The organism is Streptomyces sp. TAA204 (genome assembly GCF_000424965.1).
On the sequence record NZ_AUKW01000010.1, the window covers coordinates 312,256 to 333,641 of the forward strand.

Here is a 21,386-nt window from a genome sequence, read left to right on the forward strand (position 1 = left end):
GGAACCTTCCTCATCCAGGGTCGGGATCAGCGTCTGTGCGACGGCCGAGTTCGTTGTCGATGAACGCGAACACCTCGTCGGTGCTCGCGGCCTGAATCCGCTCCGTGACGGCGGCCTCCTCCGTCTGGGCACCGTTGCCGCCGTACTGGGCGAGGAGCTGCCGCAGACGTGTCGCGACTCCTGCCTCGGCGATCTCCTCGGCGCCTCGGGCGGACAGCGCGGCCTCCAGCCGCTCCAGCTCTGCCAGGAGCGGTGCTCCGTCACCGGCCGCGCCGAGCAGCTGGGCCGCCAGCTCCTCGGCGACGCCACCGGGGGTGGGATGGTCGAAGACGAGCGTGGCGGGCAGGCGGGCTCCGGTGGCGGCGGCGAGGCTGTTGCGCAGCTCCACCGCCGTCAGCGAGTCGAAGCCCACCTGGCGGAATTCGCGGTCGGCTTCGATCGCCTCGGGAGAGGCGTGCCCGAGCACACCCGCGGCGTGGTGGCGCACCAGGTCGACCAGGAACGGCACCCGTTCGCTCTCGCGCATCCCGGTCAGCTTCTCCGCGAGGCCCGCACCGGAGGCCCGTTCACCCGCCGCACGGCGGCCGGTGCGCACGAGCCCGCGCAGGAGCGCGGGTACGGGAGCGCCGGTGCGCCCCGAGTCGGGGTTCAGCCTGACGGGCATGAGGAGTGCGTCCTCGCGCGCCGTGGCCGAGTCGAAGAGCGCGAGGCCCTCTTCGACGGTCAGCGGCGGCATGCCGGAGCGGTCCATGCGGCGCATGCCGGTGTCGCCGAGCGTGCTGGTCAGCCCGCCCGTGCGGGTGCCCTCCGCCTGGGCCCAGGGGCCCCAGGCCAGGGACAGCCCCGGAAGCCCCTCCGCGCGGCGGTGGTGGGCCAGTGCGTCCAGGAACGCGTTGGCCGCCGCGTAGTTGCCCTGGCCCGCGGCGCCCATCACGCCGGCGACGGAGGAGTAGAGGACGAACGCGGCCAGACCGAGTCCGCGGGTTGCCTCGTGGAGGTTCCACGCGCCGTCGACCTTCGGGCGCAGCACCCTCTCCAGCCGCTCGGTGGTCAGCCCGGCGATGACGCCGTCGTCGAGGACGCCGGCGGCGTGCACGACGGCGGTGAGCGGGTGCTCGGAGGGGACCGCGCGGAGCAGTCCGGCCACGGCCGCGGGATCGGCGGTGTCACAGGCGGCCACGGTCACCTCGGCGCCGTGCGCGGTCAGCTCGGCCCGCAGCTCGAGCGCGCCGGGTGCGTCGGGGCCGCGCCGGGAGCTCAGCAGCAGGTGCTTCATGCCGCGTTCCGCGACGAGATGGCGTGCCAGCTCCGCACCGAGTCCGCCTGTGCCTCCGGTGATGAGGACCGTGCCGTCGGGGTCCCAGGGACGTGCGTACTCGTCCCCGGTGGCACCCCCGGCGGTCTCGGCCCGCTCCGCGGCGGGTTCGGGCGCGTCGAGGCGGGCCAGGCGTGCGACGTGTACGGTCCCTTCGCGCACCGCGGCCTGCGTCTCGCCCGAGTCGAGCAGTCCGGGCAGGGACGGCAGGGCGCCGAGTGAGACACCGGCATCGTCGAGGTCCGCCAGGAGGATGCTTCCGGGGTTCTCCGACTGGGCGGAGCGCACCAGGCCCCAGGCGGTGGCCGTGCCGAGACCGGTCAGGGCGTCGGCGGTGTTGCGGAAGGGGGTGGCTGTGACGGCGCCGCGGGTGACGAACAGCAGCCGGGAGTGGGCGAACCGCTCGTCCGCCAGCCATTCCTGCACGAGAGTCAGTGCCGCAGCGGCCGTCCTCCGTGCCTCGCGGCCGGCCTCGCCCGTACCGGACCCGGCAAGCGGTGCGACCACCACGTCGGGTGCCCCGCCGGTGTCGGTGACCGTCTCAGCCAGCGCCGTGACAGGGTCGCCGACGGTGTGGCCGGCGTCCTCCAGCGCCGCGCCGACGCCGAACTCGTCGCTGCCGACCACCGCCCAGCGGGTGGTGGCCGCCCGCGCTTCGGCGTCGGCGGGTATCCACTCGAGCCGCAGCATCGCCTCGGGCGCGGCCGCCTGCCGGGCGGCGTGGCCGGCGTGCTCCGCCGGAGGGGCCTGCAGAGTCAGTGCGTCCACCGAGATCACCGGGGCGCCCTCGTGGTCGGCCGCGGCCAGCGACACGGTGTCCGCTCCCCTCGCCGCGAGCCTGACCCGCAGCAGCGAGGCGCCCGAGGCGTGCAGGGACATGCCCTCCCAGGACACCGGGACCCTGGCGGCGCCGGTGCCGGAGGAGGCGTCCGCGGCACGGGCCGCGGTCTCCAGGAGCGCGGGGTGCAGCCCGTACGAGCGCGCGTCGGAGACCTCTTCGGGCAGTTCGACCTCGGCGAAGATCTCGTCACCGCTCCGCCATGCTGCGCGCAGGCCCTGGAAGACGGGCCCGCAGGAGATCCCGGCCTCTTCCAACTCCTCGTACCAGCCCTCCAGCCGGACGGGTGCAGCCCCGGCGGGCGGCCACTGCTCGGCGGTGAAGCCGGCAGCCGGGCCGCCGGTGGTCAGTACTCCGCCGGCATGCCGGGTCCAGGGCTGCCCCGGGACGTCGGCGGGCCGGGAGTGGACGGTGAGGGTGCGGTGTCCCTCCTCCCCGGGTTCGGAGACCCAGACCTGCACGGCCACCGCGTCCCGTTCCGCGAGAACGAGAGGCGTGCTCACGTGCAGTTCCCGGACGTGGTCGCACCCCACCTCGTCCGCGGCCCGTACCGCGAGTTCGGCGAACCCGGCCGCCGGGAACGTCGTCGCCCCGTGCACGGCGTGGTCGCTCAGCCAGGGCAGCGTGGACGCGGAGAGCCTGCCGGTGAAGACCACCGCGCCGGAACCGGCGACGGGCATGGCCGCGCCCAGCAGCGGGTGCTGCGCCGGGACCATGCCGAGACCGGTTGCGTCGCCCTTGGCGGCCGTTCCGGTGGGCCAGTAACGCTCGTGCTGGAAGGCGTAGGTGGGCAGGTCCACGCGCTGTGCGCCCGTACCGGCGAAGCAGGGGGTCCAGTCCACGTCGACGCCGGACGCGTGCAGCCGGGCCAGTCCGGACAGGGCCGCGCGTTCCTCGCCGCGGTCCTTGCGCAGCAGCGGTACCGCCACGGCGTCGGGCACGGCCTCTCCGGCAAGCGCCGAGAGCACTCCGTCCGGGCCCAACTCCAGGAACGCGGACACGCCCCGGGCCGCGAGAGCGTTCACGCCGTCGGCGAAGCGGACGGTCTCCCGCACGTGCCGCACCCAGTACTCCGCCGAGCACAGCTCATCCCCGGCGGTCACCTGGCCGGTGAGGTTCGAGACCACCGGGATGTGCGGCGGTGAGAAGGAAAGCTCCTCGACCACCGCGCGGAAGTCGTCCAGCATCGGTTCCATCAAGGGCGAGTGAAATGCATGGCTGACCGGCAAACGCCTAGTCTTGCGGCCGTTCTCCTCGAACCGCCGCGCGATGTCCGTCGCGGCGTCCTCGTCTCCGGCGACCACCAGGGACATGGGGCCGTTGACGGCGGCGAGCGAGACGGTGCTGCCGTCTCCGAGCAGCGCGGTCACCTCGTCCTCGCCGGCTTCGAGGGCGATCATCGCGCCGCCCTCGGGCAGCGCCTGCATCAGCCGCGCCCGTGCGGAGACCAGTGCGCACGCGTCCTCCAGCGACAGCACCCCCGCCACGTGCGCGGCGGCGATCTCACCGACCGAGTGCCCGCCGACGAAGTCCGGCTCGACGCCGAAGGACCGGGCCAGCCTGTACAGGGCCACCTCCAGCGCGAACAGGGCGGGCTGCGCGAACCCCGTCCGGTTCAGCTCCTCCTCGTCCGCTCCCCACATCACCTCACGTACGGCCGGGTCGAGCCGGCCGAGCACGGTCTCCAGCGCCTCCGCGAACACCGGGAAGCGGTCGTACAACTCCCGTCCCATGCCGAGACGTTGAGCACCCTGGCCGGAGAAGAGCACGGCCGTGGGACGCCGCTTCGCCGCACCCCGGGCGATCTGAGCCGCGCCCTCGTCCGTGGCCAGCAGCACCGCACGGTGCTCGAAGAGCGAACGCGACGTCGTCAGCGAGAACCCGACGTCGAGGGCGGGTTGTTCCCCGGTGCGGGCCCGGACGCGGGCGACCTGGGCCTCGAGCGCGGCGTCCGTCCTGGCCGACACGGGCAGCGGCACCATGGCGGGGGTCACCGCTGGTTCCTCCGGCTCGTCGGCGTGCTGTCCTTCCGGCGGCCCGGCCTGTTCGAGGATGACGTGGGCGTTGGTGCCGCTGATACCGAAGGAGGAGACGCCTGCCCGGCGGGGACGTTCACGCGCGGGCCACGCGGACTGCTCGGTCAGCAGCTCGACCGCTCCCGAGGACCAGTCCACGTGCGACGAAGGCTCCGTCACATGCAGGGTTTTGGGCAGCACGCCGTGTTCCAGCGCCATCACCATCTTGATGATCCCCGCGGCACCCGCCGCGGCCTGGGTGTGTCCCAGGTTGGACTTGACCGAGCCGACCAGCAGCGGCTCCTGCCGCTCCTTCCCGTACGCCGCAAGCAGCGCCTGCGCCTCGATCGGGTCGCCCAGGGTGGTGCCGGTGCCGTGCGCCTCCACCGCGTCCACGTCGGACGCGGAAAGGCCGCTGCCCGCCAGTGCCTGACGGATGACGCGCTGCTGCGAGGGGCCGTTGGGGGCGGTCAGCCCGTTGGAGGCACCGTCCTGGTTGACGGCGCTGCCGCGCACCACGGCCAGGACCCGGTGGCCGTTGCGCCGGGCGTCCGAGAGCCGTTCGACCACCATGACGCCGACGCCCTCGGACCAGGCGGTGCCGTCCGCGTCGTCGGAGAAGGTCTTGCAGCGTCCGTCCGGCGCCAGGCCGCCCTGCTGCGTGAACTCCATGAACGCGCCCGGCGTCGCCATCAGTTGCACACCGCCGGCCAGGGCGAGCGAACACTCCCCGGCCCGCAGCGCCTGCGCCGCCAGATGCAGCGACACCAGCGCCGACGAGCATGCCGTGTCCACCGTCATCGCCGGGCCCTCGAGCCCGAGCGTGTAGGAGAGCCTGCCCGAGATGACGCTCGCCGACGTGCCGATGCCTGAGTAGCCCTCCATGCTCTGCTGCGAGGCCAGGACGAGGTGGGCGTAGTCCTGGCCGCTGGCGCCGACGAACACTCCGGTCCTGCCGCCGCGCAGCGACACAGGGTCGATGCCCACCCGTTCGAGGGCTTCCCAGGAGGTCTCCAGCAGCAGCCGCTGCTGCGGGTCCATCGCCACCGCCTCACGCGGCGAGATGCCGAAGAAGCCGGCGTCGAAGTCGCCGATCCCGCGCAGGAATCCGCCCTCCGAGGTGATGCTGTTCCCAGGGCCGTCCCCGAGGAGGCCGTCCAGGTCCCAGCCCCGGTCGGTGGGGAACTCCCCTATGGCGTCCCGTCCTTCGACGAGCAGCTTCCACAGGTCCTCAGGCGTGTCGATCCCGCCGGGGAAGCGGCAGCTGAGGCCGACGACGACCACGGGGTCGTCGGCCGTGTACGTCTGCGGCTGGGCCGCGTCGAGTTCCTCCTGCTCCTCGCCGAAGAGTTCACCGAGGAGATGCGCGGCCAGCATCCGCGGCGTCGGGTAGTCGAAGACGAGTGTGGCGGGAAGCATCAGACCGGTGGCCGAGCCGAGCCGGTTGCGCAGTTCGACGGCGGTGAGCGAGTCGAAGCCGAGCTGGCGGAATTCCCGTCCGGTGTCGACGGCTTCGGGCGCGGCGTGGCCGAGCACCTTGGCGACCTCGGCCTGGACGAGTCCGGTCAGGTGGCGTGCGCGTTCGGCCGGAGGTACGGCCTGGAGGTCGTGGAGAGCCCCGGCGGCCCGTTCGCCGCCCGCGGCCGTGCGGCGGCCGGTGCGCAGCAGCCCGCGCAGCACGGGAGGCACCGGACCGGGGTGCGGTGCCCGGCCCTTCACCTCGCCGGTCACGACGCGTGCCGGAACGACCAGGGCTTCGTCCGCGCCGGTGGCGGCGTCGAAGAGTGCCAGTCCCGCCTCGACGGACAGCGGAGGCATGCTGGATCGCCTCATGCGTTCCATCGCGGCGTCGTCGAGGCCGCTGGTCATGCCGGCGCCGGCCTCCCAGGCGCCCCAGGCGAGGGAGACCCCTGGCAGCCCCAGGCCCCGCCGGTGGGTGGCCAGCGCGTCGAGGAAGGCGTTGCCGGCGGCGTAGTTGCCCTGCCCGGGCGTACCGAGCAGTCCCGACACCGACGAGAACACCACGAACGCCGCCAGGTCCTGCTCCCGCGTCAGCTCGTGCAGATACCAGGCGCCGTCCGCCTTCGGCCGCAGCACGCCCTCCAGACGGTCCGCGGTCAGCGACCCGATCACACCGTCGTCCAGCACTCCCGCCGTATGCACCACGGCAGTCAGCGGATGCCGGTGCGGAACAGCGTCCAGCATCGCGGCGAGGGCCTTCCGGTCCCCCACGTCGCACGCCGTCACCGAGACCTCTGCCCCCAGTGCGTTCAGCTCCTTGCGCAGCGCGACCGCGCCCGGAGCCTCTTCGCCCCGGCGTGAGGCCAGCAGCAGGTGGCGCACGCCCCGCTCGCCCACCAGGTGCCGGGCGACCTCGGCGCCCAGACCGCCCGTTCCGCCCGTCACCAGCACCGTCCCCTGCGGGTCCCAGGCCCGCGGCGGGGTGAGCACGATCTTGCCGGTGTGCTGGGCGCGGCTCATGTGGTGGAAGGCGTCGCGGGCGCGGCGTACGTCCCAGCTGCGGATGGGCAGCGTCCGCAGGGCGCCCCGGCCGAAGAGGTCGAGGACCTCGTCGAGCATCCGCCGGATGTGGTCGGGGTCCAGCAGTCCGAGGTCGAAGGCCCGGTAGCGCACGCCGGGCAGTTCCGCGGGGTCTCGCAGGTCGGTCTTGCCCATCTCCAGGAAGGTGCCGTCCTGGCGCAGCAACCGCAGTGAGGCGTCGACGAATTCACCGGTGAGGGCGTTGAGCACGACGTCGACGCCCTCACCGCCGGTCACCCGGCGGAACCGTTCCTCGAACTCCGTGGTGCGGGAGGAGGCGATGTGGTCGTCGGCGACACCGAGGGCACGCACGGCGTCCCACTTGCTCTCTCCTGCGGTGGCGAAGACCTCCGCTCCGAGGTGGCGGGCGAGCTGGACGGCGGCCATGCCGACGCCGCCGCTCGCGGCGTGGATGAGGACCTTCTGCCCGGGCCGTACGGCGGCGAGGTCGCACAGTGCGTGGTGGGCGGTCAGGAAGACCAGTGGCACCGACGCCGCCTCCTCCCACGACCAGCCGGGCGGCACGTGGGCGAGGTACCGCTCGTCCACGACGGCGAGCGGTCCCATTCCGCCGATGACCATGCCGGTGACGTGGTCGCCCGGACGCAGACCGGACACCTCCGGCCCGGTCTCCACGACGGTGCCCGCCGCTTCGGCTCCGAACAGCCCCGCCTCCCCGGGGTACATGCCCAGTGCGTTGAGCACGTCACGGAAGTTGAGGCCGGCCGCCCTCACGGCGACGCGCACCTGACGTCCGGTCAGTGGTTCCAGCACTTCGGGGCAGGGCATGAGTGCCAGGTCGTCGAGGCTGCCCTTGCTCGCGGTGTCCAGCCGCCAGGGGACGCCTGAGGGCGGGGTGAGGGACGGCCCGGAGGCGAGCCGTGCCAGCCGTGCCGCGTACACGTCGCCGTCGCGCACGGCGAGTTGCTGTTCGTCCGTGACGAGCAGTTCCGGTGTGACGGCTGCCGCGGCGTCCAGGTCGATCAGCAGGAAACGGCCGGGGTTCTCTGCCTGCGCGGAGCGCACAAGGCCCCATACCGCCGCGGCGGCGGTGTCGGTCACGGTCTCCTCGCCGAGGGCGGCGACCGCGCCGCGCGTGGCGAAGACCAGGCGTGTACGGGCCAGTTGCGGGTCCTCGAGGGCTTCCTGGAGGAGCGCCAGCACGCGCCGGGTCTGCGCGTGCACCGCGTCGGGCCCGCTCTCGTCGCTGCCTGCCGGGATCACGAGCACGTCCGGTGCCGTGGTGCCCTCGGCGACGGCGGCGAGGGTACCGGCGAGGGTGTCGGCGGCGAGCGTGGCCATGGCCGCGGCGTCCGCGTCCGGCGCCGGGCCGACGGTGACCGGAACCCACTCGACACGGAACAGGGAGTCCCGTGTGCCGTCGTCGTGGGCCGCAGCGGCCTGCGGCGCGGCGGGCCTGCGTACGGCGAGCGACTCGATTGAGATCAGCGGACGGCCTTCGACGTCGACGGCGCTGAGAGCGACCGTGCCGGCGCCCGTACGTGCCAGCCGGGCACGCAGCACCGACGCCCCTGCCGCGTGCAGCGACACACCGGTCCAGTCGAAGGGGAGGCCCTCGCCGCCGCCGTCGACGAGCCCGATGCCGTGCAGCGCCGCGTCGAGCAGGCCCGGGTGCAGGCCGAACTCGCCCGCGTCCTCCGCCTCTTCGGGCAGCGCGGCCTCCACGAAGACCTCCTCGCCCAGCCGCCATGCGGCCCGCAGCCCCTGGAAGTGGGGGCCGTAGACCAGTCCGCCCTCGTCGGCCAGGCGGGGGTAGAACCCGCTCAGATCGATCTCTTCGGCGCCGGCGGGCGGCCACTGGCCGGTGATTCCCGGCTCCTCCCGTCGCGCCGCGGCGGCGAGGGTGCCCTCGGCGTGTGAGGTCCACTCCCCGTCGGCGGCACCGGCGCTGCGGGCGTACACGTTCACCGGGCGGCGGCCCGTCTCGCCGGCGGCACCGACGCGAACCTGCACATCGACCGCTTCGTGCTCGCCCAGGACGAGCGGGGCCGTCAGGGTGAGCCCTTCCACGCGGTTGCAGTCGGTGACGTCGCCCGCGTGGACGGCCAGTTCGAGGAATCCGGTGCCGGGGAAGAGCACCTGTCCGCCGACGACGTGATCGGCGAGCCAGGGGTGGGTCGGCACGGAGAGCCGCCCGGTGAGCATGGCCTCGTCGGAACCGGCGACCATCAGCGCCGCTCCCAGGAGCGGATGCCCGGCCGGTGCCAGGCCCAGCCCCGATATGTCTCCGCCACGGCCCGCGCCGCGTACGGCGGGCCAGAAACGCTCACGCTGGAAGGCGTAGGTGGGCAGGTCCACCAGGCGGGCTCCGGTGCCGGCGAACCATTCGGCCCAGTCCACGCCGACGCCGCTCACGTGCAGCCGGGCCAGGGCGGTCGCCGCTGCCGCCGCTTCCGGCCGGTCCTTGCGCAGGAGGGGGACCATCGGCACGTCTGCGGCGGCGGACTCCGCGGCCATGGCCGAGAGGGTGCCGTCGGGGCCCAACTCGACGTATGCGGTGGTGCCCTGGTCCTCCAGGGTGCGTATGCCGTCGGCGAAGCGCACGGTCTCACGTACGTGCCGCACCCAGTACTCCGCGGAGCACAGCTCTTCGGCGGACGCCGTCCGTCCCGTCAGGTTCGAGACCACCGGGATACGGGGTTCCGCGAACGTCAGCTCTTCCAGCACCGCGCGGAAGCCGTTCAGCATCGGGTCCATCAGCGGCGAGTGGAAGGCGTGCGAGACCGTCAGCGACGTCGACTTCGAGAACCGTTCCGCTACCCGGGTCACGGCTTCGGCGGCGCCCGAGATCACCACGGACCGTGGTCCGTTGACGGCAGCGACGGTGACCTCGTCGGTCAGCAGCGGCAGCACCTCCTCCTCCGCCGCGCGCAGGGCCACCATGGCACCGCCCTCGGGCAGCGCCTGCATCAGCCGGGCACGGGCCGAGACCAGCGCACAGGCGTCGGCCAGCGACAGCACGCCTGCCACGTGCACGGCGGCGACCTCGCCGATCGAGTGCCCGGCAAGAGACGCGGGCCGCAGGCCCCACGACTCCGCCAGCCGGAACAGGGCCACCTCGAGCGCGAACAGTGCGGGCTGAGCCCAGCCCGTCCGGTTCAGCTCCCGCTCGCTGTCACCCCAGACGACGTCGCGCAGTCCCGGGTCGAGATGCGCCAGCACGGCGTCGAACGCCTCCGCGAAGACGGGGAAGCGGTCATACAGCTCCCGTCCCATGCCCAGCCGCTGGCTGCCCTGCCCGGAGAAGAGCACGGCCAGGGTCCGCTCGGCGGCCTCTCCCCTGGCGATCTCCGGGAGGTCGCCCCCGTCCGTGGCGAGGAGCACGGCACGGTGCTCGAAGACGGAACGGGAGACGGCCGAGGAGTAGCCGACATCGAGCGGTGCGAGCTCTTCCGCGCATGAGCGGATGCGTGCCACCTGCTCGTCGAGCGCCTCGGCGCTCCTGGCCGACACCTGCACCGGCACGGCGCCGGGGCGCGGCCGCGGGGCCTCCGGCGCGTTCGCGGCCCCGGGAGCCTGTTCCAGAATCACATGGGCGTTGGTGCCGCTGATCCCGAAGGAGGACACACCCGCACGCCAGGGCCGCTCCACCTGCGGCCACTCGCGTTCGTCCACGAGCAGTTCGACGGCGCCCGTGTCCCAGTCCACGTGCGACGAGGGCGCGTCGACGTGCAGGGTCCGCGGCAGCCGGCCGTTTTGCAGGGCCTGCACCATCTTGATCACGCCGGCCGCCCCGGCGGCCGCCTGCGTATGGCCCAGGTTGGACTTCACCGAGCCCAGCAGCAGCGGCCGGCCGCCGCGCTCCTGCCCGTAGGAGGCCAGGAGGCTGGTCGCCTCGATCGGGTCGCCCAGAGCCGTTCCCGTGCCGTGCGCCTCCACCGCGTCCACGTCCGAGGGGGACAGTCCCGCGCTGCCGAGCGCCTGCCGGATCACGCGCTGCTGGGACGGGCCGTTGGGCGCCGTCAGACCGTTCGACGCACCGTCCTGGTTGACCGCGGACCCACGCAGCACCGCCAGCACCCGGTGTCCGTTGCGCTCCGCGTCGGACAGCCGCTCCAGCACCAGCACGCCCACACCCTCGGACCAGCCCGTACCGTCCGCGCCGTCCGAGAACGCCTTGCACCTGCCGTCGGGAGCCAGCCCGCCCTGCCGGGAGAAGCCGGAGAAGCTCGTCGGGGTGGACATCACCGTCACGCCTCCGGCCAGGGCGAGCGAACACTCCCCCGCCCGCAGCGCCTGGGCGGCCCAGTGCATCGCGACCAGCGCGGAGGAACACGCCGTGTCGACCGTGGCGGCGGGGCCCTCCAGGCCCAGCGTGTAGGAGAGCCTGCCGGAGAGGACGCTGGCGGCAAGTCCCGTTCCGGCATGGCCCTCCAGGTCCTCGCGGGAGGCCATCACCACGTGCTGGTAGTCCTGCCCGTTCGTACCGACGAACGCCGCGGTGCGGCTTCCGCGCAGCGACACCGGGTCGATGCCGGCCCGTTCGACGGCCTCCCAGGAGGTCTCCAGCAGGAGACGCTGCTGCGGGTCCATCGCCAGTGCCTCACGCGGCGAGATGCCGAAGAAGCCGGCGTCGAAGTCGGCGACGCCGTCGAGGAAGCCGCCGCGGCCGGTGGCGCTCTCGAGTCCGCCGGTGTCCCAGCCCCGGTCCGAGGGGAACTCCCCGATCACGTCGCGTCCGTCGGCGAGCACGCGCCAGAGGTCTTCCGGTGACGTGATCCCTCCGGGGAAGCGGCACGCCGCGGCGACGAGGGCGATCTCGTCCTCGACGGCGGCCCGGGCGGACGGCCCGGGCTCCTCCGTCCGCGGGCCGCCGGACCCGCCGAGGAGTTGGTCCAGCAGGTGCGCGGCGAGCGCAGCGGGGGTGGGGTGGTCGAAGGCGAGGCCGGCGGGCAGGGTCAGCCCCGTGACGGCTCCGAGCTGGTTGCGCAGTTCCATCGCCGTGAGCGAGTCGAATCCGAGGTCGCGGAAGGCCTTGCCGGGGCTGACGTCCTGCTTCCCGGAGTGGCCGAGCACGGCGGCGGCCTGCGTACGCACCAGGTCCAGGACCGCGGCCAGGCGGTCGTCCTCGGCCAGCCCGCGCAGCTTGCGGTGGAAGTCGGAGGCGGCCGACTCGGCTTCCCGGCGGGCGGTCTCGACCCGGTCGATCACCTGCTGGGCTTCGGGGAGCCGGGAGAGCAGCGGGGCGGGCCGCAGGCTGAGCAGCCCGCCGAGCATGTGCGGCTGGCGCAGATCCGCGGCGACGGCGGTGGCCTCGGGTTCGGCGACGAGCCGCCACAGTGCCGGGACGGCCAGTTCGGGGTCGAGCGTCACCGACCCGCTGCGGCGCATCGCGTCGCCGGCCTTCGTGCCGCCTGCCATGCCCTCGCCCGCCCAGGCGCCCCAGGCGATGGACGTGGCGGGCAGTCCCTCGGCGTGCCGTGCCTGTGCGACCGCGTCCAGGACGGCGTTCGCGGCCGCGTAGTTGGCCTGCCCGGGGTTGCCGACGGCACCCGCCACCGAGGAGAAGAGAACGAAGGCCGACAGGTCCAGGTCGCGGGTCAGCTCGTCCAGCAGCATGGCCGAGACGACCTTCGAGCGGAAGACCTCCGCGAAGCGCTCGGGCGAGAGGCTCTCCAGCACGCCGTCGTCCAGAACTCCCGCGGTGTGCACGACGGCGGACACCGGACGCTCGGGGGGAACGGCTGCCAGTGCCGCGACGAGGGCGGCACGGTCGGCCACGTCGCAGGCGACGATGTCCACTTCGGTGCCCAGCGCGGCCAGTTCCTCGCGCAGGGCGTCCGCGCCGGGGGCGTCGGGACCCCGGCGGCTGAGGAGCAGCAGGTGTGCGGCACCGTGACGGGCGAGGTCGCGGGCGACGTGTGTGCCGAGAGCGCCGGTCCCCCCGGTGATCAGCACGGTCCCCGACAGCTCCCGGTCTCCGGACGCCGTCCGGGGCGGGGCGGGGGTGAGACGGCGGCCGAAGAGGCCGGACCGCCGCACGGCGACCTGGTCCTCGCCGGAGTCGCTGGTCAGCGCCGAGGCCAGTCGGCGCACGGCTCGTTCGTCCAGTACCTCGGGCAGGTCGATGAGTCCGCCCCAGCGTTCGGGGTGCTCCAGGGCGGCCACCCGGCCGAGGCCCCACACTCCTGCCTGGAGGGGGTTGGTGACCACGTCGCTGCGGCCGGCCGACACCGCTCCCCGGGTCACCGACCACAGCGGAGCGGTGATGGCGGCGTCCCCCAGCGCCTGGATCAGGCTGAGGGTCCAGGCGACCCCGGCGGGCGCGGGCTCGGCGAGGAGGCCGGGGGCCTCGACGAGTCCGAGCAGCGAGAGAACACCGCCGACCCCGGCGGGGACACTCTCCAGCCGGGCCCTCATGTGATCGCGGTCGCCCATGACCTCGACCTGTGTGACATCCGGTCCCAGGGCGGAGGTCACCTCCGCCACCCATTCGTCGTCGGCCAGTCCGACAGGGATGACGACCAGCCACGACCCGGCGCTGCCGGCCGGTGGCGCGTGCGTGGAGGCGCCCGTCAGCGGCTGCCATGTCTCCTTGTAGAGCCAGGAGTCCACGGTGGACCGGGCCAGGCGGCGCTCGCGCCACGCGGACAGCGCGGGCACGACGGCGGAGACGGTGTCGCCGTCGAGGTCGAGTGTGTCCGCGAGTGATTCCAGGTCCTCGCTCTCCACGGCCGCCCAGAACGCCGCATCGACGGGGTCCTGGGCGGGTCCGGCGCCGGGTGAGTCCTGCGGGGGCTGCGGCCAGAACCGCTCGTGCTGGAACGGGTAGGTGGGCAGGTCCACATGCCGGGCCCGCGTCCCGGCGAAAACCGGCGCCCAGTCGACGGCCACGCCGGCGACGTGCAGCCGGGAAAGGGCGGCCAGCAGCGCCGGCTCCTCGCCGCGGTCCTTGCGCAGCGCGGGCGTCACGGGGGTGCCGGCCGGCAGCGACTCCTGTGCGGCCGCTGCGAGCACGCCGTCCGGGCCGAGCTCGAACAGCGCGTTCACGCCCGCCTCGTGCAGCGCCGTGATGCCGTCGGCGAAGCGCACGGTCCGGCGCGCGTGGCGTACCCAGTACTCCGGGGTGCTCAGCTCCGCGTCGGTGGCGATCCGGCCGGTCAGGTTGGAGACGACGGGCATGGACAGGGGCGCGAAGGCGAGTTCGGCGACCACGTCGCGGAACTCCTCGAGCATCGGGTCCATCAGCGGCGAGTGGAAAGCGTGCGACACGGACAGACGAGTCGTCCTGCGGCCTGCCGCCTCGAGCCCGGAGGCGACCTCCTGCACGGCCGTCTCGGCTCCCGAGAGCACCAGGGAGGACGGGCTGTTGACGGCGGCGATGTCGACGCCGTCCTTCAACAGGGGCAGCACGTCGGACTCGGCGGCGTCGACGGCGACCATGGCGCCGCCGGGCGGCAGCGCGCTCATCAGCCGTGCCCGCGCGGTCACCAGCGTGCAGGCGTCGGTCAGTGAGAGCCCGCCCGCGACGTGTACGGCGGCGATCTCGCCGACGGAGTGTCCCGCGACGCAGTCGGGAGTGATGCCGAAGGACCGGGCCAGCCGGTACAGGGCCACTTCGACGGCGAACAGGGCGGGCTGGGCGTGTCCGGTGTCGTCGAGGGCATCCGGGTCGGTGCCCCACATCACCTCGCGCACGGCCGGGCCGAGCCGGTCGAGCACGGCGTCCAGGGCTTCCGCGAAGACCGGGAAGCGGTCGTACAACTCCCGTCCCATGCCGAGGCGTTGTGCTCCCTGACCGGAGAAGACCACCGCGAGGGAGCGCTCGGCTGCCTCTCCCCTGGCGGCTTCGGTGACCCCCTCGTCCGTGGCCAGGAGAACGGCGCGGTGCTCGAACACGGACCGCCCCGTGGTCAGCGCGCGGCCGGTGTCGGCGGGGGCGGGGCTGCCGGGTGCTTCCGCGAACGACCGCAGCCGGGCCACCTGGGCGTCGAGTGCGGCGGCGGACCTCGCGCTCACGGGCCAGGGCACCACGGCGGGCCTGGCGGGTCCGCCGGCCTCGGGCTCGGATGCCGCGGGATCGTCCGTGCCGTCCGTGGGGGGTTCGGGCAGGGGCGGCTGCCCGATGATCACGTGGGCGTTGGTGCCGCTGAGGCCGAAGGAGGAGACGCCGGCGCGGCGCGGACGTCCGGTCTCCGGCCAGGCCGTCTGCTCGGTCACCAGCTCGACGGCGCCGGAGGACCAGTCCACATGGGTCGAGGGTTCCGTCACGTGCAGGGTCCTGGGCAACTCGCCGTGTTCCAGGGCCATTACGGTCTTGATGAGCCCGGCGACACCGGCTGCGGCCTGAGTGTGCCCCAGGTTGGACTTCACCGCGCCGAGAAGCAGCGGCCGCTCGCGGTCCTGGCCGTAGGCGGCCAGCAGCGCCTGCGCCTCGATCGGGTCGCCGAGCGAGGTACCCGTGCCGTGCGCCTCCACCGCGTCGACGTCGGAGGGTGAGAGCCCCGCGCCGGCCAGCGCCTGCCTGATGACGCGCTGCTGGGACGGGCCGTTGGGGGCGGTCAGCCCGTTGGAGGCGCCGTCCTGGTTGACGGCGCTGCCCTCCACGACGGCCAGTACCCGGTGTCCGTTGCGCCGCGCGTCCGAGAGGCGTTCGACCACCACGACACCGACGCCCTCGGACCAGCCGGTGCCGTCCGCGTCGTCGGAGAAGGCCCGGCAGCGTCCGTCGGGCGCCAGACCTCCCTGGGCGTTGAAGCCGGCGAAGTTCATCGGAGTGGACATGACTGTCACGCCGCCCACGAGCGCCATCGAGCACTCGCCGCTGCCCAGTGACTGCACGGCGAGGTGCAGGGCGACCAGGGACGAGGAACACGCCGTGTCGACGGTGAGCGCGGGGCCTTCGAAGCCGTAGGTGTAGGAGAGCCTGCCGGAGATGACGGCCGCCGCCAGGCCGGTGCTCGCGTGGCCCTCGATGTCTCCGCCCGCCTGCAGGACGAGGTTGGTGTAGTCCTGTCCGTTGGTGCCGACGAACACCCCTGTGCGGCTGCCGCGCAGGGATGCGGCGTCGATGCCCGCCCGTTCGACCGCCTCCCAGGACGTCTCCAGCAGCTGCCGCTGCTGCGGGTCCATCGCCACCGCCTCACGCGGCGAGATCCCGAAGAAGGCCGGATCGAAGTCCCCTGCCCCGTCGAGGAATCCGCCCTCGGCGGTTCCGTCCGAGTGGAGGAAGCCCGACTCCCAGCCGCGGTCGGCGGGGAAACCGGAGATGGCGTCACCGCCGTCGGCCAGCAGCCGCCACAGCTCCTCCGGGGAGCGGACGCCCCCGGGGAAGCGGCAGCTCATACCGACGATCGCGACGGGGTCGTCGGTCAGCGGGACGGCCTGCGGGGCGGCGCCCTGCTCCTCGCTCTCGCCGAAGAGTTCGGCCAGGAGGTGACCGGCCAGGACACGGGGTGTGGGGTAGTCGAAGATGAGAGTGGCGGGCAGGCTGAGGCCGGTGACCGGGGCGAGCTGGTTGCGCAGTTCGATGGCGGTCAGCGAGTCGAAGCCGAGCCCTCGGAACTCCCGGTCGGCACCCACTGGTTCGGGCGAGGAGTGCCCGAGCACGCGGGCACCTTCGGTACGGACCAGATCGAGCAGGAAACGCTCACGCTCGGCCCCGGAGAGCGCGGCCAGCTGCTCGGTGATGCCCTCGCGCGTCAGCTCCCTTCCGCTCGCGGCACGCCGGCGTCCCGGTCGGACCAGGCCGCGCAGGACGGCGGGGACGGCGGCAGTACCGGCGCGGCTGGTGCCCGTGCCGGGAGCCAGGGGCACCAGCAGCGGTTCGTCCGTCCCGGGAGCGGTAGCGGTGTCGAAGAGTGCCAGGCCCTGTTCGACGGTGAGTGCGGGCGCGCCGCTGTCGGTCATGCGGCGCAGGTCCGCCTCGTCCAGGCCGCTGGTCATCCCCGTGCCCGGGTTCCACGCGCCCCACGCCAGTGAGACGCCCGGCAGTCCCAGTCCCCGCCGGTGGGCGGCCAGGGCGTCCAGGAAGGCGTTGCCCGCCGCGTAGTTGCCCTGCCCCGCTGCCCCCAGCACGCCCGAGACCGACGAGAACAGCACGAACGCCGACAGGTCGTGGTCCCTGGTCAGTTCGTGAAGGTGCCACGCCCCGTCCACCTTGGGCCGCAGCACCCCGGAGACTCGATCCGGCGTCAGCGAACCGATCACGCCGTCGTCCAGGACGCCCGCGGTGTGGACGACGGCACGCACCGGGTGCTGCTCCAGCAGGCGCTTGAGCGCGTCCCGGTCGCTCACGTCGCACGCCGCGACCTCGACGCGGGCCCCCAGCGCGGACAGTTCGTCCGCGAGTTCACCGGCACCGTCCGCCTCCGGGCCGCGACGGCTGACCAGCAGCAGATCCCGCGCCTCGTGCTCGGCGGCCAGGTGGCGCGCCACCACCGCACCCAGACCGCCCGTACCGCCCGTCACCAGCACCGTTCCCTCCGCCGCCCAGTGCCGTGCGGCGCTGTCCTGCGCGGAGGGGGCGGCACGCGGGGCCAGTCGTGCGACGCGCACCTGCCCGTCGCGTACGACGGCCTGGGTCTCACCGGAGTCCAGCAGGGCGGGCAGGCCGGGCAGTACGGCGGCGGACTCGGCGGCGTCGTCGAGGTCGACGAGGAGGAACCGGCCGGGGTTCTCCGTCTGCGCGGACCGCACGAGTCCCCATACGGCCGCGGCGGCGACGTCCTCGCCGGAGACGGCGCCGCGGGTGACGAAGACCAGCCGGGAGCCGGAGAGCCGCTGTTCCGTCAGCCACTGCTGGAGCAGGCCGAGCACTTTCGCCGTGAGGGTGTGCACCGATCCCGGTCCGCCGTCGATGTCACCGACCACGGGCACGAGGACGACCTGCGGTACGGGGCTCTGCGCCCACGGGTCGACGGGCCGGCCGCCGAGTCCGAGGGTGTCCTCCCCCAGCAGCTCCCAGACCGCCGCACCGGACGCGTCGCCCGCGTCGTGGACCGCCGGGACGGTGTGGCCGGACCACTCCACCCGGAAGAGTGAGTCCCGCTCCGTGCGGTGGCCGTCGTCCGTCGGAGCGGTGACGGGTCGCAGAGCGACGGACTCGGCCGAGATCACCGGAGCCCCTTCGACGTCGGCCGCCGTGAGGGAGAAGGAGTCTCCCTCGGCGAGCAGCCTGACGCGGAGCACCGAGGCCCCCGAGGCGTGCAGCCGGACGCCGCTCCACTCCGCGGGGGTGTGCGGTGTTCCCGCGCCGCCGTCCGGGCCCAGCAGAACCGCGGGGTGCAGCGCGGAGTCGAGCAGTGCGGGGTGCACGCCGAACGCGTCGCCGTCCTGGACCTGTTCGGGCAGGGCGACCTCGGCGAAGATCTCCCGGCCCCGTCGCCACATGGCCCTCACGCCCTGGAAGACCGGCCCGTGGAGCAGTCCGCCGTCGGCGAACTCCTCGTAGAAGCCGTCCAGTCCGACGACGGTGGAGCCGCGCGGCGGCCACGCCCGGGTGTCGAGGGACGCGAGGGAGGCGTCGGCACCGTCGTCCTCGTCCGGGGCGCCGTGGCCTCCCTCGAGTTGTCCGGTGGCGTTCCGGGTCCATTCCCCGTCCGTCGTTTCCGCGGGGCGCGAGAAGAACCGCAGCGGGCGGCGGCCGTTCTCGTCCGGCCCTCCCACCCGGAGCTGGATCTGCACCGATCCGTGCTCGGGCAGCGACAGCGGTTCGGCCAGGGCCAGTTCGGCCACCGATGCGCAGCCGATGTCGTCGGCGGCGCGCAGCGCGAGTTCGAGGAATCCCGTGGCGGGGAAGTGCACCGTTCCGTCGATCTCGTGGTCGCCCAGCCAGGGGTGGGCGGCCCGCGACAGACGGCCGGTCATGATCATCTCTTCCGAGGCCGCCACGGACACGGAGACGCCCAGCAGCGGGTGGCCCTCACCTGAGGCACCGGACGCGTCGCCCGCGGTGACGGACACCGAGGGCCAGTACCGCTCGTGCTGGAAGGCGTAGTTCGGAAGGTCCACCCGCCGTGCGCCGGTGGAGTCGAACAGGGGCGCCCAGTCGACGGGCACACCCGTGACGTGCAGCCGGGAGAGCGCGGTCACCAGGGCGCGCTCCTCGCCGCGGTCCTTGTGCAGCGCCGGCGCCGCCACGCCCGCGGGCAGCGACTCGGCCGCCAGTGCCGAGAGCGCGCCGTCCGGGCCGAGTTCGAGCAGGGCGCGGAAGCCTTCACGCTCCATCGTCCGCACGCCGTCCGCGAACCGGACGGTCTCCCGCACGTGCCGCACCCAGTAGTCGGGGTCGCACAGTTCGGTGCCGGTGGCGACCTCGCCGGTGAGGTTGGAGACGACGTCGATCTCCGGTTCCGCGTACGTGAGTGTCCCGGCCACGCGCCGGAACTCCTCCAGCATCGGCTCCATCAGCGCGGAGTGGAACGCGTGCGAGACCCTCAGCCGCGAGGTCTTCCGGCCCTGCTCCTCGAAACGGGCGGCGACGGCGAGCACAGCTGCCTCGTCACCGGAGACGACCACCGACCGGGGGCCGTTGACGGCCGCGAGGGACACTCCTTCCGTCAGCGCGGAACCGGCTTCCTCCTCCGACGCCTGCAGGGCGGCCATCGCGCCGCCGGCCGGCAGGGCGTCCATGAGGCGGGCACGCGCCGTCACCAGGGCGCAGGCGTCAGCGAGCGGGAAGACGCCCGCCACGTGGGCGGCGGCTATCTCTCCGATGGAGTGCCCGGCCACGGCGTCGGGCCGTACGCCCCAGGACTCCACGAGCCGGAACAGCGCCACCTCGAGGGCGAACAGGGCGACCTGCGCGTGACCGGTGCGGTTGAGCGCGTCGGGGTCCTCGCCCCACATCACCTCGCGCAGGCCCGGGTCCAGACCGTCCAGCACGGCGTCCAGCGCCTCCGCGAAGACGGGGAAGCCTTCGTAGAGCTCCCGCCCCATGCCCAGCCGCTGACTGCCCTGACCGGAGAAGAGCACGCCGAGCTTCGCGCGGCCCGGGGCGGCGCCTTCCAGGACACCGGGCGCGGAACGGCCCGCCGCCCACTCGGCCAGGGCGTCGCGCGGCGTGCCGCCGTGGGGCGTCACGACCGCAAGCCGGTGTTCGAAGCGGGTACGGGAGGTGGCCAGCGAGAGTGCCACGTCCGCCGGGCGCTGGTCCGGGCGGCGGTCCAGCCACGACACGAGCGCGGCGGCCTGGTCGCGCAGCGCGGCCTCCGTCGCACCGGAGACCACCCAGGGCAGGACGGACGCGGGCCCCGGCTCCCGCGTGGTCGCGGTTGCCGCGTCCGCACCGGCCGGGGAGCGGACGTCCTCGGCCACCGGGACCTGGGGGGCCTGTTCGACGATCACATGGGAGTTGGTGCCGCTGACGCCGAAGGAGGAGACGGCGGCACGGCGGAGGCGTCCGGTCTCCGGCCAGTCGGTGTGCTCGGTGAGCAGTTCGAGCGCACCCGGGTCCCAGTCGACGTGGGAGGAGGGCGCGTCGACGTGAAGCGTCCGGGGAAGCGCTCCGTGGCGCATGGCCATGACCATCTTGATGACACCGGCGACGCCCGCGGCGGCCTGTGTGTGTCCGATGTTGGACTTCACGGAGCCCAGCAGCAGCGGGCGTTCACGGCCCTGGCCGTAGGCGGCCAGGAGGCTGGTCGCCTCGATCGGGTCGCCCAGCGGGGTGCCGGTGCCGTGCGCCTCCACGGCGTCCACCTCGGAGGGTTCCAGGCCCGCCCGGTCGAGGGACTGACGGATGACACGCTGCTGGGCCCGTCCGTTGGGGGCGGTGAATCCGTTGGACGCGCCGTCGGAATTGACCGCGCTGCCCCGTACGACGGCCAGGATCTCGTGCCCGTTGCGTTCCGCGTCGGAGAGCCGCTCCAGCAGCAGCAGACCCACGCCCTCGGCCCAGCCTGTGCCGTCGGCGGCCTCCGCGAACGCCTTGCACCGGCCGTCACGGGCGAGGCCGCCCTGGCGGCTGAACTCCACGAGCGAACCGGGCGTGGCCATCACGTTGACGCCCCCCGCCATCGCCAGGGAGCACTCGCCGCTGCGCAGGGCCTGAGCTGCCAGATGGAGCGCGACCAGGGACGAGGAGCAGGCGGTGTCCACCGTCACGGAGGGGCCTTCCAGGCCCAGTTCGTAGGAGAGGCGGCCGGATTCGGCGCTGGCGGCGATACCGGTTCCGATGTCGCCCGTGGCGTCGGAGACCGACCTGATGAGCAGGTGGGCGTAGTCCTGGCCGTTGGTGCCGACGAAGACGCCGGTGCGGCTGCCGCGCAGGGTCGTGGCGTCGATGCCGGCCCGTTCGATCACTTCCCACGCCGACTCCAGCAGCAGCCGCTGCTGGGGGTCCATGGTGAGTGCTTCGCGCGGCGAGATCCCGAAGAGCCCGGGGTCGAACTCGGCGACGCCGCGCAGGAATCCGCCCTGGAGGCTGAGGCTGGTGCCGCGTTCGTCGACGCCGCTGCCGTGGAGGGCGTCCACGTCCCATCCGCGGTCGGTGGGCAGACCGGTGATCCCGTCCCGTCCGGAGGCGACCAGGTCCCACAGGTCTTCGGGGGTGGCCACGTCGCCGGGGTAGCGGCAGCTCATGCCGACGATCGCGACGGGTTCCGTGGCGGCGGCGACGAGTTGCCTGTTCTGCCGCCGCAGCCGCTCGGCCTCCTTCAGGGCCGCACGGAGTGCCTCGACAACTTTTTCGCTGGAGGTGTTCATCGTCTGCTCC

1 protein-coding gene and 1 pseudogene are annotated in these 21,386 nt (G+C 73.7%); both read right to left on the reverse strand.

Annotated features, from left to right (window positions below):
• Positions 1–10 precede the first annotated feature (10 nt).
• Positions 11–21,313, reverse strand: coding sequence for a type I polyketide synthase (locus H343_RS31220; protein WP_486586937.1), 21,303 nt, complete (start codon positions 21,311–21,313; stop codon positions 11–13).
• Positions 21,314–21,322: 9 nt separating this feature from the next.
• Positions 21,323–21,376, reverse strand: a pseudogene (locus H343_RS35970) (polyketide synthase docking domain-containing protein); the annotation flags it as partial.
• Between the last annotated feature and the right edge of the window lie 10 nt (positions 21,377–21,386).